We start from the raw sequence: 15,580 nt of genomic DNA on the forward strand, positions 1-15,580 counted from the left end.
GGCAGATTTTGCGTCTGTCAATTTTCCTTAAAATCGGCTAAAATAGGCCGATTTTATTTTTGGCTTTAACTTTATAAAAATATGAAAGATTCTATTATTGCAAAACTTGAAAGTTTAAAAGAACGTTATGAAGAATTAGAGGCATTGCTAGGCGATGCGTCGATAATTTCAGATCAGGATAAATTCCGTGCTTATTCTAAAGAATATTCACAACTTGAAGATGTGGTGAAATGTTTTAATCGTTGGAATCAGCTTAATTCTAACATTGCTGAAGCTGAGTTGATGTTAGATGATCCTGAAATGAAAGAAATGGCAGAAATGGAAATTGAAGAATCCAAAGCCGAAATTGAAGAAGTGGAGCAACAACTTCAAATTCTTTTATTACCAAAAGATCCAAATGATGAATATAACTGCTATTTAGAAATTCGTGCGGGTACGGGTGGTGATGAAGCGGGTATCTTTGCCGGTGATTTATTCCGTATGTACAGCCGTTATGCAGAAAGTAAACGCTGGCGTGTTGAAATGCTCAGTGCAAATGAAAGTGAGCAGGGTGGTTATAAAGAAGTGATCGTCAAAGTAAGCGGTGATGGCGTGTATGGTCAGTTAAAATTTGAATCAGGCGGCCACCGTGTACAACGTGTACCAAAAACTGAATCGCAAGGGCGTATTCATACTTCAGCTTGTACTGTTGCGGTTATGCCTGAATTACCTGAATCTGAAATGCCGGAAATCAATCCAGCAGATTTACGTATTGATACCTACCGTTCATCTGGTGCAGGTGGTCAGCACGTTAATACAACAGACTCTGCCGTACGTATTACTCACATTCCAACAGGTATTGTGGTGGAATGTCAGGATGAACGTTCACAACATAAAAATAAAGCGAAAGCAATGTCGGTATTGGCTTCACGTATTGTTCAGGCAGAGCAAGAACGCCAAGCGGCAGAGCAAACTGATATGCGTCGTAACTTATTAGGTTCAGGCGATCGTTCCGATAAAATTCGTACTTATAATTATCCGCAGGGTCGAGTCACAGATCACCGTATCAATATCACAATTTACCGTTTGGATGAAGTGATGAATGGTAAAATTGATGAACTGATTCAGCCGATTATTACCGAATATCAAGCGGATCAGTTGGCGGCATTGTCTGAACAGAATTAATGATAGGGGCATCTGATTTCAGATGTCCTTTTTAACTTTACAGGGAAATAAAATGATCATTGAAAATCAAAAAGATGCTGAATTTTCTTCTGCTTTCAAACCTTCTCAACCCGCTCAAGCGAGCCGTTTTAAACGCTGGCTTGCAAGTATAATTAATGGGCTTGTGTTTTGGGTGATGGTTGGTCTTGGTTTTGCATTGGGGGATTTCGCCGGTGTAGTGGGGACGATTGTATATGCTGGTTTTCAGTTATATTTCATGAAAACTTATGGCCAAACAATGGCAAAACGCTGGTTAGGCTTGCGTGTATTTAATTATCATACCAATCAACCAGTTGAATTTGGTAAATACATTGGTCGCGAAATTATTGATATTTTATTGGCGTGGACAAGTTTCTTATTAATCATTAGCGGTATTGTTGCACTTGTGCGCGATGATCGTCGTTCTTTAACGGATTTAGTGGCCGGCACGATTGTGTTAAAAGACGAAAAATAATGAATTATAAAGAATGGCTGGCACAAGCGATTGTGGATTTAGCACAAAAAAATCCCACTGAAAATAGTAAAATTGATGCGCTTGTGCTTCTTCAACAGGTTACTGGCAAATCGCGTACGCAAATCCTTGCTTTTGATGATACCGAGATTGATGAAAAAGTGCGGTTAAAATTGACCGCACTTTTAGATCGTCGTCTAAAAGGTGAACCTATCGCTTATATTCTTGGAGAAAAAGAATTTTGGTCGTTGCCATTAAATGTCTCAAAAGGCACCTTGATTCCGAGACCAGATACTGAAATTCTCGTAGAGAAAGCATTACAAATTGCTTTAGAAAAATTACAAGAAAATCCACCGCACTTTCGTATTCTTGATCTCGGCACTGGCACAGGCGCTATCGCATTAGCATTAGCATCGGAGCTTTCTTCTATTTGTCAAAAAAGACAAATTTCATTAGAAATAATTGGTGTTGATCTTATGTCCGATGTTGTGGCGTTAGCCCAATCTAATGCGGAAAGAAATAAGCTAAATGTGAAATTTTTACAGAGCAGTTGGTTTGAAAATATAACAGGGCAGTTTGATCTTATTGTCAGCAATCCGCCTTATATTGATGCTCAAGATGAACATTTGAGTCAAGGCGATGTACGTTTTGAACCGCTTTCTGCATTAGTTGCCAATGATGCGGGTTATGCTGATTTGCGTCATATTATTGAATTAGCGCCAAGTTATTTGAATTCTAAGGGCGCATTATTGCTTGAACACGGATGGCAACAAGGCGAAAAAGTCTGGTCAATTTTCCAAGAAAATCATTGGGAAATGGTTGAAACCGTGCGTGATTATGGCGACAATGAGCGTGTCACTTTAGGTTTTTGGAAGAAGTAATGAAATATTATCGACGTGCGTTATACGATCAATTTGTGCATTTTTATAATACCATCTCAGATGATGGATCATCAGAAGCGCAACTTCGGGGAACAATTGGTGGACTTGTACGTAAAGCACGTAAAGAAATTTCGCCAGATTGGCCAAAAGAAGAGCAGATTCATCAGTTACTACAGCTATTTTATGGTGATTGGGGCTTTCATTGCGATCCAGAAGATTATTTTTATGCTCGCAATTTATATTTGCCTTATGTGTTTCAACATCGTCAAGGTATGCCAGTGACTCTTGGGGCGATAGTGCTTTATTTAGCTGACGTATTAGATTTACCGATTTATCCAGTAAATTTCCCAACACAACTCATTTTACGTGCCGAAGTAAGAGATGAAGTGGCTTTTATTGATCCTTGGGATGGCACTTATATATCGCAAGAAAAATTACAGCAACTTTATGAAGGGGCATTTGGCTTTGGTGTGCAAATTCAACCTGAAGAACTCGATAGAGCCGATCTTTCCTTACTTTATTCTCGTTTTGAGCAACTGGCGAAGAATGCGCTCATCCGCGAAGAGCATAACGACATAGCATACCGTTATATTGAGAATTTATTGATTGGCAATGATGAAGATCCTTATCACATCCGTGATCGCGGTTTGGTTTTAGCTCAAATGGGGGCTTACCCTTCAGCATTGAAAGATTTAGAATTTTTTGTGGAACGTTGTCCGGAAGACCCAACTGCGGCTTTAATCCGAACTCAACTTTTAGAACTTAAGGGCGAGATTGATAAAGATCCTTTTGCCCTCCATTGATTTAAGGAAAATTTATGCAAAATAAAATTGTAAAAATCGGCAATATTGATGTCGCAAATGACAAACCCTTTGTGCTTTTTGGTGGAATGAACGTACTTGAAAGTCGTGATATGGCAATGCAAGTCTGTGAAGCTTATGTGAAAGTGACAGAGAAACTTGGCGTACCTTATGTGTTTAAAGCTTCTTTTGACAAAGCGAATCGTTCATCTATTCATTCTTACCGTGGTCCAGGCATGGAAGAAGGTTTAAAAATTTTCCAAGAGATAAAAGAAACCTTTGGCGTGAAAGTGATTACCGATGTGCACGAAATCTATCAATGCCAGCCTGTTGCTGATGTGGTGGATGTGATTCAGTTACCGGCATTCTTAGCACGTCAAACTGATTTAGTTGAAGCCATGGCAAAAACTGGTGCGGTAATTAACGTGAAAAAACCACAATTCTTAAGCCCAGGTCAAATGGGTAATATCGTGGATAAATTTGAAGAATGTGGTAATGATAAAATTATCCTTTGTGATCGTGGTTCAAACTTCGGTTACGATAATTTAGTGGTGGATATGTTAGGCTTCGGTGTGATGAAAAAAGTGTCTAAAGGCAGCCCTGTCATTTTTGACGTGACTCATTCATTACAATGCCGTGATCCATTTGGTGCTGCTTCAGGCGGTCGTCGTGAACAAGTGACCGAATTAGCCCGTTCTGGTTTAGCAATTGGCATTGCAGGCTTATTCTTAGAAGCGCACCCAAATCCAAATCAAGCAAAATGTGATGGCCCTTCTGCATTGCCACTTTCAGCATTAGAAGGTTTTGTCTCGCAGATGAAAGCCATTGATGATTTAGTGAAGTCTTTCCCTGAATTAGATACGTCTATTTAATAGAGAAGTGCGGTTGAAAATAGTGTTGTTTTTGACCGCACTTTTGTTCTGTAAAAGGAGATAACAATGAATATCGTATTTTTAGACAGCACTGCAATTCCAAAACATATTCCTATTCCTCGCCCAAGCTTTCCGCATAACTGGGTAGAGTATGAATATACTTCTGCGAAGCAAACTATTGAGCGAGCAAAAGACGCGGATATTATTATCACCAGTAAAGTGATTTTAAGCCGTGAGGTGTTGCAACAATTACCGAAATTAAAACTCATTGCTCTCACCGCAACAGGCACCAATAACGTGGATTTAGACGCAGCAAAAGAATTAGGTGTGACGGTTAAAAATGTGACGGGTTATTCTGCCACAACGGTACCTGAGCATGTGTTGGGGATGATTTTTGCGTTAAAACACAGCTTGGCAGGTTGGTTACGCGATCAAATGGAAGCAAAATGGGCGGAAAGTAAACAATTTTGTTATTTTGATTACCCAATTACAGATGTGCGCGGTTCCACATTGGGCGTATTTGGTAAAGGTTGCTTAGGGACAGAAGTGGGGCGTTTGGCTAATGCAGTGGGAATGAAAGTGCTTTATGCAGAACATAAAGATGCCACTGTTTGCCGTGAAGGTTATACGCCCTTTGAGGAAGTATTAAGACAAGCGGATATTGTGACGTTGCATTGTCCATTAACCGAAACAACCAAGAATTTAATGAATGCAGACACCTTATCCCAAATGAAAAAAGGAGCATTTTTGATTAATACAGGGCGTGGGCCTTTGATTGATGAACTTGCATTAGTTGATGCGTTAAAAACGGGGCATTTAGGCGGAGCAGCTTTGGATGTAATGGTAAAAGAGCCACCAGAAAAAGATAATTCGTTAATTTTAGCTGCAAAAACTATGCCTAATTTAATTATCACCCCGCATATTGCTTGGGCGAGTGATAGTGCAGTGACAACATTAGTTGGAAAAGTAATGCAAAACATCGAAGAATTTATACAACAATTAAATCAAAAATAATGAATTTTCCTATTTCTCTTTATATTGCGCTACGTTATTGGCGTGCGAAAAGTGCGGATCGTTTTGGGCGATTAGTGACTAATCTTGCCAGTCTCGGTATTGTGCTTGGCGTGATGGCATTGATCATCGTGCTTTCGGTGATGAATGGATTAGAAGGTTACCAAAAACAACAGGTGTTATCTTCCATTCCTCATGCGATTGTGAGTGAAGAGCAGCCTATTTCTACAGAAAAAATATTAGAAAATTTACCGCACTTTGTCCAAAAAGCGGTGCCGATCAATACAACAAATGTGATTTACCAAACGACAAAAGGCGTGAGTGCAGGACAAATCATTGGTATTCAATCATTTTCTGATGATCCTTTGGTTGATTCTTTCGAGCAGGCTAAATTTAACGAAATTTTACCTAGTGGTGAATTTAAACTGGTCATTGGTGATCAACTTGCGCAAAAACTGGGCGTGAATATTGGGGATAAAATCCGTTTGATGATTACGGAAAATAGCCAATATACACCATTCGGTCGGGTACCAATGCAGCGTTTATTTACTGTTAGCGATATTTATTATGATTATGGCGATGCATCTAGTTATGAAACTTTTGCTAATATTACAGATATTGGTCGCTTAATGCGTATTCAACCGCAGCAAGCACAGGGCTATCGTTTATTTTTGGATGATCCGTTTCAAATTACAGAACTCCCTCAACATTTCCCAACACAAAAAATCACGGATTGGCGCGTCCAAAAAGGTGAATTTTTCCAAGCGGTGAGAATGGAAAAAAATATGATGGGATTGCTGATTAGTTTGATCATTGTCGTGGCGATTTCCAATATCGTGACCTCTTTAAGTTTAATGGTGGTGGATAAACAAGGGGAAATTGCGATCTTGCAAACTCAGGGCTTAACAAAATCTCAAGTGCGTTCAGTGTTTATTTATCAAGGATTACTGGTGGGATTTGTTGGCACATTGCTCGGTGCTATTTTGGGTGTTTTAGTCACGTTGAACTTAACAGACATTGTAAGTGCGGTAAATCCACAAGGTGTTTTTTTACCGACAGAATTATCCTTTGTTCAAATGATTTTTGTTATTGGATTTTCCTTGTTACTTTCTTTACTTTCTACCCTTTATCCTGCTTATCGAGCAGCGAAAGTAGAGCCTGCCGCTGCCTTGCGATACGAATAAGTTTTTTAATGGTAAATGAATGATGGATGAACAATCACTTTTAGCTTTTGATACACAACATATTTGGCATCCTTATTCTTCAGTTTCTTCTGATATGCCACTTTATGCGGTAGAACGTGCAGATGGCGTGATAATAACCTTAAAAGATGGTCGTCATTTGATTGATGGCATGTCTTCTTGGTGGGCGGCGTTGCATGGTTATAATCATCCTCGTTTAAATGCGGCTGCACATAATCAGTTGGCAAAAATGAGCCATATTATGTTTGGCGGTTTTACCCATGAACCCGCGGTGGAATTAGCCAAATTATTGGTACAAATTTTGCCAAATGGATTAGATAAGATCTTTTTTGCTGATAGTGGTTCTGTTGCTGTGGAAGTAGCGATGAAAATGGCTATTCAATATCAGCACGCTAAAGGGGAAGTACAACGACAAAAATTCGCCACCATCCGTTCGGGTTATCATGGTGATACTTGGAATGCGATGTCAGTGTGTGATCCAACTACGGGTATGCATCATTTATTTCATCATAGTCTGCCTGTACAATATTTTCTTCCTCAACCCAACATTCCATTTAATGAATCTTGGAATGATTGTGTGATAGAACCTTTAGCTGATTTACTTAAGAAAAAAGGTAGCGAAATCGCCGCACTTATTTTAGAGCCTGTCGTGCAAGGTGCGGGCGGTATGTATTTTTATTCGCCAATTTATTTAGTGAAAGCGCAAGAGCTTTGTAAACAATATGGTGTATTGCTAATTTTTGATGAAATTGCTACAGGTTTTGGCCGCACAGGGAAATTATTTGCTGCCGAGCATGCTGGGATTTCGCCAGATATTATGTGTATCGGTAAAGCCTTAACTGGTGGTTATTTAACTTTATCGGCAACCATTACGACCACTGAAATTGCGCACACTATTTGTCGCGGTGAGGCTAAATGTTTTATGCATGGACCCACTTTTATGGCAAATCCGTTGGCTTGTGCAATTGCAGCAGAATCTATCCGTTTATTGTTGGAAAGCCCTTGGCAGCAAAATATTCAGCGAATTGAGTCTTCCTTAAAACAACAGCTTTCGCCTTTAGCTGAAAAAGATTACGTCAAAGATGTTCGCGTATTAGGAGCGATAGGGGTGGTTGAAATGAAAAGTGCGGTAAATATGAAAACTTTAGTCCCACGTTTTGTGGAACAAGGTGTTTGGATTCGACCTTTCGGAAAATTGGTTTATGTGATGCCACCATTTGTGATTAAAAATGATGAACTTCAGAAATTAACGGAAGGCATGATTCTGGCTTTAACGCAGGAATATGAACATTAGGATAAAAAATGGATGCTTTCAAACAGCAACTAGAACAGCTTAGCGCACAAAATCAATATCGTTCAATTCCAGACTTAGTTCATCAAGGACGATATATTACGCGAGAAAATCGCAAAATGCTGAATATGTCATCTAATGATTATTTAGGTTTGGCATCGAATGAAAACTTGCGTCAGTCTTTTTTACAGCAATATGGCGATAATTTCCCTTCTTTTACCAGTTCTTCGTCTCGTTTATTAACGGGAAATTTTCCTATTTATACCGATCTTGAGCAGCTCATTGCTCAACGTTTCCAACGAGAAAGCGCTTTATTATTTAACAGTGGCTATCACGCCAATCTTGGTATTTTACCGGCGTTGACGACAACAAAAAGTTTAATTTTGGCAGATAAATTAGTGCATGCCAGTATGATTGATGGCATTCGTTTAAGCCAATGTGGGTTCTTTCGTTATCGTCATAATGATTATGAACATCTAAAGAGTCTGCTCGAAAAAAATGCCGGAAAATTTGACCGCACTTTTATTGTGACAGAGTCCGTTTTTAGTATGGATGGCGATATAGCTGATTTGAAGTATCTTGTTCAATTAAAAAAACAGTTTCCCAATACTTATCTTTATGTGGATGAAGCTCATGCAATAGGCGTTTATGGTAAAAACGGATTAGGTATTGCTGAGCAAGCTAATGTGATAGCTGATATAGATTTATTGGTTGGCACTTTTGGCAAAGCCTTAGCTTCAATGGGCGCTTATGTCGTCGGTGATCAAATATTAAAAGAATGTTTGATTAATCAAATGCGCCCATTGATTTTTTCAACCGCACTTCCGCCGTTTAATGTGGCGTGGACTCATTTTATTTTTGAACGATTACCACAACTTTCAAAAGAAAGAACGCATCTTGAGCAGTTAAGTGCATTTTTACGCCAAGAAGTGGAGCATAGAACGCAAATAATGTCAAGCCAAACTTGCATTGTTCCCTATATTTTAGGTGAGAACGAAGCAACCCTTGCTAAGGCAAAAGATCTGCAAGAGCAAGGTTATTATTGCTTGCCGATTAGACCACCGACAGTACCCAAAGGTACATCCAGAATACGATTGTCTTTGACGGCAGATATGACAATAGATGAAGTAAAACAGTTTGTGGCATGCTTATAAGGAAATAATGTGAAAACGAAATTTTATGATCATCAAGGTGAGCATTTAATAGTTTATTTTGCTGGCTGGGGAACACCTCTTGATGCTGTGGCTCATTTGATTTTGCCAACAGATCATGATTTATTAATTTGCTATGATTATCAAGATTTGAAGTTAGATTTTGATTTTTCTGCCTATCAGCAAATTCGTGTAGTGGCATGGTCAATGGGTGTTTGGGTGGCAGAGCGACTATTACAAGGAATCACCTTACAATCTGCCACAGCAGTGAATGGAACAGGTTTACCTTGTGATGATAGCTTTGGTATTCCCTATGCTATTTTTAAAGGTACGTTAGATAATCTCACAGAAAATACTCGTTCAAAGTTTGAACGTAGAGTTTGTGGTGACAAAGTATCTTTTGAACGTTATCAGCAATTTTCTGCACGACCATTTAACGAAATTCATCGAGAACTCACCGCACTTTTTGCAATGATTCAGCAGGATAAACGCACCGATCTTATTCACTGGGCAAATGCATGGGTTAGTTCTCGCGATAAAATTTTTATGCCAGCTAATCAGCACCAATATTGGGCATCGCGTTGTGCTGTTCAGGAAATAGAGGGGGAGCATTATGTGTTTTCAAGATTTACCCACTGGTCGGCATTATGGAATCATTAACTTCCGTAAATAAATCGCGTATTCAACAAGCCTTCCAAAAAGCCTTAAATAGCTATGATGAACATGCGTTAATTCAACAAAAAATGAATATTAAGTTAATGATGCATTTGCAAGACTATTTACCAAATGGGTCATTAGATAGCGTTTTGGAACTAGGTTGCGGTTCTGGTATGTTGAGTTCATTGTTGCAAAAACAGATTTCAGCCAATTATTGGTTATTTAATGATTTGTGCGATGTGCGCTCTATACTCGCTGAAAAGCTGATTCAACCCTTTGATTTTTATTGTGGTGACGCAGAGAAATTTCCTTTTCAACGACGATTTGATTTGATTGCAAGTGCATCAGCGGTACAGTGGTTCCATCAGCCTGACAATTTTATTGCCCATTGTAAAACAGGATTGAAACCTAATGGTTTATTGGCGATTGCTAGCTTTGGTGAAGATAATTTAAAAGAGATTCGCCAAATGACGAATGTGGGGTTAAGTTATCCTAATTTATCTCAATGGCAAAATTGGTTAGCCAATGATTTTGAGCTTTTATGGTGTGACGATTTTAATGTAATACTAGACTTTGATACTCCATTGGATGTACTCAAACATCTGAAATATACCGGTGTAACAGCGACTAATCAGAAAAATTGGACAAGAAAAAATCTCAACAAATTTATTGATGATTATGTGAAGGCTTTTAGTTTGCCATCGGGTAAAGTGCGGTTAACTTATCATCCATTGTTTTTTATCGCACGTTATTCTCGTGCTGGAAATTAGTAGGGCGTATTTATGGGCAAGGTTATTTTTGTATCGGGCATTGATACCGATGTAGGTAAAACTGTTGCAACAGGCATTTATGCTAAAAAGTTGATGGAACAAGGCTTTTCCGTTATTACACAAAAAATGATTCAAACAGGCTGTAAAAATATCGCTGATGATTTGCTTGTACATCGAAAGATTCAAGGCATTGATTTGACGGAAGAAGATTTAGAAGGCGAAACCTGCCCTTATCTTTTTGAATATCCTTGTTCTCCTCATTTAGCGGCAAAGCTCGAAGGGCAAGAAATTAGTGAAAAAATTATTGAAAAATCCACCGCACTTTTGGTAGAAAAATATGATTATGTATTGTTGGAGGGGCGGGAGGATTAATGGTGCCTTATTGTGAAGATGCGACGACGTTAGATTATATCCAGTCAAACAATTACCCTTTGATTTTGGTGACATCAGGAAAATTAGGTAGTATTAACCACACATTATTAAGTTTAGAGGCCTGTCGTTCTTATGGTGTGTCAGTACTAAGCGTAATGTATAACGGTTATCCAGAATATGATCCTATCATTAGTCAAGAGACACAAGGCTATTTAAAACGTTATCTTAAAAAATATTTTCCTGAAACGGAATTTGAATGCTTTGGGCGCATTGAAATTTAAGCTCAGGGAAAAGTGTGATAGACTCGCGCCAGTTTTTAATGAGATGATTTGCTGCTAAAGTGCGGTTAAAACGAGTAAAAAATGAATAACTATTTATTAAAATGCGAAAATATCAATAAATTTTATCAAGAAGGTGAAAATCAAACGCAAGTGTTAAAAGGTGTTTCTTTTTCTATGGAACCTGCAGAGTTGGTTGCGATTGTGGGGAGTTCTGGTTCAGGAAAAAGTACTTTATTACACACCCTAGGCGGCTTAGATCAGCCAAGTAGCGGGGAAGTGTTTATTAATGGACAATCCTTGCAAAAAGCATCGGCTAATGAATTAGCTGCTTTGCGTAATCGTTATTTAGGATTTGTGTATCAATTCCATCATTTAATGGCAGATTTTACCGCACTTGAAAATGTGATGATGCCGATGTTGATTGGTCATCAAAATAAAACAGAAGCGAAAGATCGTGCCGAAAAAATGCTAAGTGCGGTGGGATTAAGTCATAGAGTTACGCATCGTCCTTCTGCACTTTCTGGTGGAGAACGTCAGCGTGTGGCTATTGCACGAGCTTTAGTGAATAATCCATCGTTAGTTTTAGCGGATGAGCCCACCGGGAATCTCGATCACAAGACCACAGAAAGCATTTTTGAACTTATTCAACAACTTAACCAAGAGCAAAATATCGCTTTTTTATTAGTCACTCACGATATGGGGCTTGCTGAAAAATTATCACGCCGTTTAGTGATGCAAGATGGTATTTTGAAGGAAGGTGTGTGATGAATACGCCGTTTTTTATTAGTTGGCGTTATCAACGAGGTAAGCAAAAGAATCCGTTGGTAGCGTTAATTTCAAAATTCTCTGCTATCGGTATCGCCCTTGGTGTAGCAGTGTTGATTGTGGGGTTAAGTGCCATGAATGGTTTTGAGCGTGAGTTGAATTCACGTATTTTGGCAGTCGTACCACATGCGGAAATCACAGTAAATCCACAGGGCAATGAGAGCACATTAAACCATTGGCAGAACCTTGCGGAACGTCTAAAAACAAACAAAAAAATTACCGCACTTTCACCTTTTGTGAGTTTTACTGCCTTAGTCGAAAATGGCAATAAACTTAAAGTTGTACAAGTGAAAGGGGTAAATAAACAAGCTGAAGATCAAGTGAGTTCTCTTGGTAAGTTTGTGGAAGGTGATGGCTGGCAGAAATTCGCAGAAGAAGGCGGATTGGTGCTGGGTTCAGGTATTGCCAAAGAGTTAGATGTTAAAGCAGGCGATTGGGTGTCATTATTGATTTCTCAACCGAATGGTGAAGATCAAATGGCTCAACCTAATCGTGAACGTGTTCAAGTGACCGCTATTTTGCGTTTAGATGGCCACTTAGACCATAGCTATGCCTTACTGGCATTACCTCAAGCGCAAGAATTAATGGAATATCGCGAAGATCAAATTACCGGTGTTGAATTGAAAGTTGATGATCCATTCAAAGTACAAGAAATGGATTATTCGATGCTAAATGATTATCCGCAACTACTTTACATTCAAAACTGGGTGGCAAAATTTGGTTATATGTATCGTGATATTCAGCTTATCCGTACAGTGATGTATATCGCGATGGTGCTTGTAATTGGGGTAGCGTGTTTTAATATCGTTTCTACCTTAATTATGGCGGTAAAAGACAAGCAAGGTGATATTGCGATTATGCGAACCCTGGGGCAAATAATGGCTTTATTAAGCAGATCTTTATTTGGTATGGCTTGCTTGCAGGAATGAAAGGGTGTTTGATTGGTATCGTGTTAGGAGTCGTACTTGCACTGAATCTCACGCCGATTATTCAAAGCATCGAGACATTACTCGGTAAAAAATTGTTATCAGATGGCATCTATTTTGTTGATTTCTTACCAAGTGAATTACATTGGTTCGATGTTGTATTAGTCCTCGTGGCGGCATTGGTATTGAGTTTACTCGCCAGTCTTTATCCGGCCAGTCGAGCCGCGAAGTTACAACCGGCTCAAGTATTGAGTAATCATTAATAAAAAATCAGGGATTAAGTATTTAATCCCTGATTTTTTATTGTTCAACCGTTAATCATTATTGGTTTTCTTTATCTGTTTTTAATAAGCCAGATGAACCTTCGGAATAATCGCGAGGTGGTTCTTCTGATTTACTTTCTGATGAGGCGGTCACTAATTGCTGGGTAAATAAACCTTTGTCGGCTGGTTTACTGCCAAGTAAGGTTTCAGATGAAACCGCATAGTGACGATAGAGTTTTTGATAATCACCAATTAAGGTTTTAAATAATTCGGCACTTTCCGCGAAATGTTTTTCAAGTTGTGCTTGTTTATCGCTTAATTGTATTTTCACTTCTTGAAGTTCAGCTTCGGTCTGAACTTGTTTTTTTACAGAACCTTTTGTTAAACGTAATAATAAATAGCCTAAGATTACGCCAACCACAAGCCCAATCACAGTGGCTTGCCACATTTCTGGTGTCCATGATTGCATACATTACTCCTTCTTTTGAATTCAATGTTTAGTGTAAAGGAAAACTGAAAAACTTTCTTTGCAGTTGATCACATTTTGAAAAAGCAGCGTTTACACAGCTGCAATAATCACGATCTCAACCTTCCAATCAGGATCTGCAAGTTTCGCTTCTACCGTTGCTCGGCTTGGTGGATTTTGGCTATCAACCCATTCATCCCATGCTTGGTTGAGTTGAGCATAATCTGCCATATCAGCAAGGAAGATTTGCGTGGTAAGAATTTTGCTTTTTTCAGAACCAATTTCAGCCAATAATTTATCGATCAGTGAAAGGACTTCTTTGGTTTGCTCGTAAGCATTTTGCTTAACGGTTTTTTCCGGTACTTGGCCGGCAAAATAGGCAGTATTGTTATGAATGACCACTTCAGAAAAGCGTTTGCTTGGTTGAATGCGTTGAATCGACATAATGGCTCCTTTTTGATGAAGATAATTCCATTCTAAAGGCGGTTTTAGACTTTGTAAATCAAGAAATTGTGAGATAAAATAATTGAGAATTTTTATCAACTAAAGAGAACTATGAAACTCCTGATTTCGAATCAATACGGCGCCATTGTGATGGCATTATTGCCTTTTGTTTACGGTATGTTATTAGCTTCACCTGTTTGGGCGCATTTCTTTTTGCTTTTAGCTTGGTTCAGCATGTATTTGCTAAGTTACCCAATGCTGAGTCTCTTTAAAGGCAAAAATATGGCGGAATATAAAAAGTGGACTATCATCTATGGTGTCGCAGCTTTTTTATTTGCGCTTCCTGCTATTTTTTATAACTGGCAAATTCTTTTCTTTATTGCCGCCATGTTTCCTTTTGTGTTGGTGAGTATCTATTACACCAAGAAAAAAGATGAACGTAATCTTCTCAATGATTTAGCGGGTATTGCGATTTTTGCCCTTGCAGGTATGGGATCCTATTATTTTTCCGACCGCACTTTTGACGAAAAAATCTGGTGGGTAGCACTGTATCCAAGCTTATTCTTTATTGGCACAACGCTTTACGTCAAATCAATGATGCGTGAACGCAAAAATCCGCTTTATCTCAAAGCCTCTATTATTTTTCATATACTTTGTGTGCTCGGTTGCTTGTTTACCCAACAATATGTCTTATCACTTGCTTTTGTACCAGCGTTAATTCGTGCCATTTATTTGCCCACCAAGAAACTTTCGGTTAAGCAAGTCGGTCTAATAGAATTCGGAACATCCGCCATTTTTTTGATTATTTTATTGATAGCGACATTATAAGATGAAGACATTAGCCAAACTTTTACTCCTCACCACGCTCACCTTAAGCAGTTCAGCATTTGCGATGAAAACTATTGATTTGGTGGATAAAGCGCAAATGACGGAGCAGCAAAAAATGGATCTGGCGCAAAAACTGGCTGAGAAACAAGATTGGAAAGCCGTTTTTGAAATTATGTATCCTTTAGCTTTGGAAGGTAATTTACAAGCGCAAAGCAATTTAGGGATGCTTTATAATTTAGGTCGCGGAGTAGATGAAAATAAAGAGTTGGCTTATTGGTGGTTTAGCGAAGCCGCTGAGCGAGGCAGTATTAAAGCCATCAATAATTTGGCTATCATGTATTTCAACGGCAACAACTATGTGAAACAAGATACCGCTCAAGCGATTAAATTATTTGAAACCAGTGCGACAAAAGATCCTGATGCAATGCTTACATTAGGGGAAATCTATACCAATCAGAAAGAATTTACCAAAGCCTTTAAATGGTTCCAAAAAGCTGCGAATGCGGGCAGCAATGAGGGGCGATTCCGTTTGGCTCGTTTGTATGAAGAAGGGGTTGGAACACAAGTCAATATTGGTTTGGCCAAATTGCTTTATTTGGAAATTATGAATACGGCGAAAAAGGATGAAATCAAAGAAATCGCCAGACAGCGATTACAACGTTTAAGCTTGTATTAAAAAAGTGCGGTTGAATTTGAACTGCCCCCCAAAAGTTGGACTCAACAAACCAACAATTGAGGTGCAGTTTTTTTTATGGGTAAACACTACACAATCGAATTTAAATTACAGGTTCTTCAACCTATTTTGAATGAGAAAATGAGTATTAGAGAAGCTGCGCGTTTTTACAATATTCCCTCCAATGCCCTAGTCGGGACATGGTTGAAACGG

The 15,580-nt window shown here is 38.8% G+C and carries 16 protein-coding genes and 3 pseudogenes; 17 read left to right on the forward strand and 2 right to left on the reverse strand.

Annotated features, from left to right (window positions below):
- Positions 1-81: 81 nt before the first annotated feature.
- The 14 genes and pseudogenes from prfA to lolE all read left to right on the forward strand — a co-directional run bounded on the left by prfA (position 82) and on the right by lolE (position 12,956).
- Complete coding sequence (gene prfA / locus DX522_RS09930) at positions 82-1,164, forward strand: peptide chain release factor 1 (RefSeq protein WP_115180674.1); 1,083 nt, start codon at positions 82-84, stop codon at positions 1,162-1,164.
- Positions 1,165-1,216: 52 nt separating this feature from the next.
- Positions 1,217-1,657 carry an RDD family protein gene (locus DX522_RS09935; protein WP_181154752.1) on the forward strand — a complete coding sequence of 147 codons (441 nt, stop codon included), beginning with the start codon at positions 1,217-1,219 and terminating at the stop codon, positions 1,655-1,657.
- Positions 1,657-2,535, forward strand: coding sequence for a peptide chain release factor N(5)-glutamine methyltransferase (prmC, locus tag DX522_RS09940; RefSeq protein WP_115180676.1), 879 nt, complete (start codon positions 1,657-1,659; stop codon positions 2,533-2,535). Before DX522_RS09935 ends, prmC begins: the two co-directional genes overlap by 1 nt.
- A complete protein-coding gene (locus DX522_RS09945; protein WP_115180677.1) occupies positions 2,535-3,338 on the forward strand; it encodes a SirB1 family protein in 804 nt (267 codons plus the stop codon). Before prmC ends, DX522_RS09945 begins: the two co-directional genes overlap by 1 nt.
- Before the next feature lie 14 nt (positions 3,339-3,352).
- Positions 3,353-4,207 carry a 3-deoxy-8-phosphooctulonate synthase gene (kdsA, locus tag DX522_RS09950; protein WP_005695859.1) on the forward strand — a complete coding sequence of 285 codons (855 nt, stop codon included), beginning with the start codon at positions 3,353-3,355 and terminating at the stop codon, positions 4,205-4,207.
- Positions 4,208-4,273: 66 nt separating this feature from the next.
- On the forward strand, positions 4,274-5,221 hold the full coding sequence (locus tag DX522_RS09955; protein ID WP_115180678.1) for a 2-hydroxyacid dehydrogenase: 948 nt from the start codon (positions 4,274-4,276) through the stop codon (positions 5,219-5,221).
- Positions 5,221-6,402 (forward strand): lipoprotein-releasing ABC transporter permease subunit, encoded by a 1,182-nt coding sequence (locus DX522_RS09960; protein WP_115180679.1) that lies wholly within the window; start codon positions 5,221-5,223, stop codon positions 6,400-6,402. Before DX522_RS09955 ends, DX522_RS09960 begins: the two co-directional genes overlap by 1 nt.
- Positions 6,403-6,424: 22 nt before the next feature.
- On the forward strand, positions 6,425-7,714 hold the full coding sequence (gene bioA / locus DX522_RS09965; RefSeq protein WP_262054303.1) for an adenosylmethionine--8-amino-7-oxononanoate transaminase: 1,290 nt from the start codon (positions 6,425-6,427) through the stop codon (positions 7,712-7,714).
- Between the two features lie 8 nt (positions 7,715-7,722).
- On the forward strand, positions 7,723-8,865 hold the full coding sequence (bioF, locus tag DX522_RS09970; protein ID WP_115180681.1) for an 8-amino-7-oxononanoate synthase: 1,143 nt from the start codon (positions 7,723-7,725) through the stop codon (positions 8,863-8,865).
- 9 nt (positions 8,866-8,874) lie between these two features.
- Positions 8,875-9,522 carry a DUF452 family protein gene (locus DX522_RS09975; RefSeq protein WP_115180682.1) on the forward strand — a complete coding sequence of 216 codons (648 nt, stop codon included), beginning with the start codon at positions 8,875-8,877 and terminating at the stop codon, positions 9,520-9,522.
- The gene (gene bioC, locus DX522_RS09980) at positions 9,510-10,289 is read left to right on the forward strand and encodes a malonyl-ACP O-methyltransferase BioC (protein ID WP_115180683.1); all 780 of its coding nucleotides are present in this window, start codon (positions 9,510-9,512) and stop codon (positions 10,287-10,289) included. Before DX522_RS09975 ends, bioC begins: the two co-directional genes overlap by 13 nt.
- Positions 10,290-10,301: 12 nt before the next feature.
- A pseudogene (gene bioD / locus DX522_RS09985) lies at positions 10,302-10,942 on the forward strand (dethiobiotin synthase).
- Between the two features lie 81 nt (positions 10,943-11,023).
- The gene (gene lolD / locus DX522_RS09990) at positions 11,024-11,707 is read left to right on the forward strand and encodes a lipoprotein-releasing ABC transporter ATP-binding protein LolD (RefSeq protein WP_115180684.1); all 684 of its coding nucleotides are present in this window, start codon (positions 11,024-11,026) and stop codon (positions 11,705-11,707) included.
- Positions 11,707-12,956, forward strand: a pseudogene (lolE, locus tag DX522_RS09995) (lipoprotein-releasing ABC transporter permease subunit LolE). Before lolD ends, lolE begins: the two are co-directional and overlap by 1 nt.
- A 58-nt stretch (positions 12,957-13,014) precedes the next feature.
- Here lolE and DX522_RS10000 read toward each other — a convergent pair.
- Positions 13,015-13,425: a YhcB family protein gene (locus DX522_RS10000; protein ID WP_115180685.1), complete on the reverse strand. Its 411-nt coding sequence runs from the start codon at positions 13,423-13,425 to the stop codon at positions 13,015-13,017.
- A 90-nt stretch (positions 13,426-13,515) separates the two neighbouring features.
- Positions 13,516-13,866 (reverse strand): RidA family protein, encoded by a 351-nt coding sequence (locus tag DX522_RS10005; protein ID WP_005698531.1) that lies wholly within the window; start codon positions 13,864-13,866, stop codon positions 13,516-13,518.
- Between the two features lie 111 nt (positions 13,867-13,977).
- Here DX522_RS10005 and DX522_RS10010 point away from each other — a divergent pair, with 111 nt between their 5' ends.
- The 3 genes and pseudogenes from DX522_RS10010 to DX522_RS12075 form a co-directional block, all read left to right on the forward strand.
- Entirely contained in the window at positions 13,978-14,694 is a 717-nt protein-coding gene (locus tag DX522_RS10010; RefSeq protein WP_075875359.1) for a YwiC-like family protein, read from the forward strand.
- Position 14,695: 1 nt separating this feature from the next.
- Complete coding sequence (locus DX522_RS10015; RefSeq protein ID WP_115180686.1) at positions 14,696-15,370, forward strand: tetratricopeptide repeat protein; 675 nt, start codon at positions 14,696-14,698, stop codon at positions 15,368-15,370.
- Positions 15,371-15,445: 75 nt separating this feature from the next.
- Positions 15,446-15,571, forward strand: a pseudogene (locus tag DX522_RS12075) (helix-turn-helix domain-containing protein); the annotation flags it as partial.
- Positions 15,572-15,580: the final 9 nt, after the last annotated feature.

The organism is Haemophilus parainfluenzae (assembly GCF_900450995.1).
GTDB lineage: Bacteria > Pseudomonadota > Gammaproteobacteria > Enterobacterales > Pasteurellaceae > Haemophilus_D > Haemophilus_D parainfluenzae_O.

What these genes read in the sequence shown, in the direction of transcription:
- prfA (WP_115180674.1), top strand. Translation starts at nt 82, where the DNA reads ATGAAAGATTCTATTATTGCAAAACTTGAAAGTTTAAAAGAACGTTAT.
- DX522_RS09935 (WP_181154752.1), top strand. Translation starts at nt 1,217, where the DNA reads ATGATCATTGAAAATCAAAAAGATGCTGAATTTTCTTCTGCTTTCAAA.
- prmC (WP_115180676.1), top strand. Translation starts at nt 1,657, where the DNA reads ATGAATTATAAAGAATGGCTGGCACAAGCGATTGTGGATTTAGCACAA.
- DX522_RS09945 (WP_115180677.1), top strand. Translation starts at nt 2,535, where the DNA reads ATGAAATATTATCGACGTGCGTTATACGATCAATTTGTGCATTTTTAT.
- kdsA (WP_005695859.1), top strand. Translation starts at nt 3,353, where the DNA reads ATGCAAAATAAAATTGTAAAAATCGGCAATATTGATGTCGCAAATGAC.
- DX522_RS09955 (WP_115180678.1), top strand. Translation starts at nt 4,274, where the DNA reads ATGAATATCGTATTTTTAGACAGCACTGCAATTCCAAAACATATTCCT.
- DX522_RS09960 (WP_115180679.1), top strand. Translation starts at nt 5,221, where the DNA reads ATGAATTTTCCTATTTCTCTTTATATTGCGCTACGTTATTGGCGTGCG.
- bioA (WP_262054303.1), top strand. Translation starts at nt 6,425, where the DNA reads ATGGATGAACAATCACTTTTAGCTTTTGATACACAACATATTTGGCAT.
- bioF (WP_115180681.1), top strand. Translation starts at nt 7,723, where the DNA reads ATGGATGCTTTCAAACAGCAACTAGAACAGCTTAGCGCACAAAATCAA.
- bioC (WP_115180683.1), top strand. Translation starts at nt 9,510, where the DNA reads ATGGAATCATTAACTTCCGTAAATAAATCGCGTATTCAACAAGCCTTC.
- lolD (WP_115180684.1), top strand. Translation starts at nt 11,024, where the DNA reads ATGAATAACTATTTATTAAAATGCGAAAATATCAATAAATTTTATCAA.
- DX522_RS10000 (WP_115180685.1), bottom strand. Translation starts at nt 13,425, where the DNA reads ATGCAATCATGGACACCAGAAATGTGGCAAGCCACTGTGATTGGGCTT.
- DX522_RS10005 (WP_005698531.1), bottom strand. Translation starts at nt 13,866, where the DNA reads ATGTCGATTCAACGCATTCAACCAAGCAAACGCTTTTCTGAAGTGGTC.
- DX522_RS10010 (WP_075875359.1), top strand. Translation starts at nt 13,978, where the DNA reads ATGAAACTCCTGATTTCGAATCAATACGGCGCCATTGTGATGGCATTA.
- DX522_RS10015 (WP_115180686.1), top strand. Translation starts at nt 14,696, where the DNA reads ATGAAGACATTAGCCAAACTTTTACTCCTCACCACGCTCACCTTAAGC.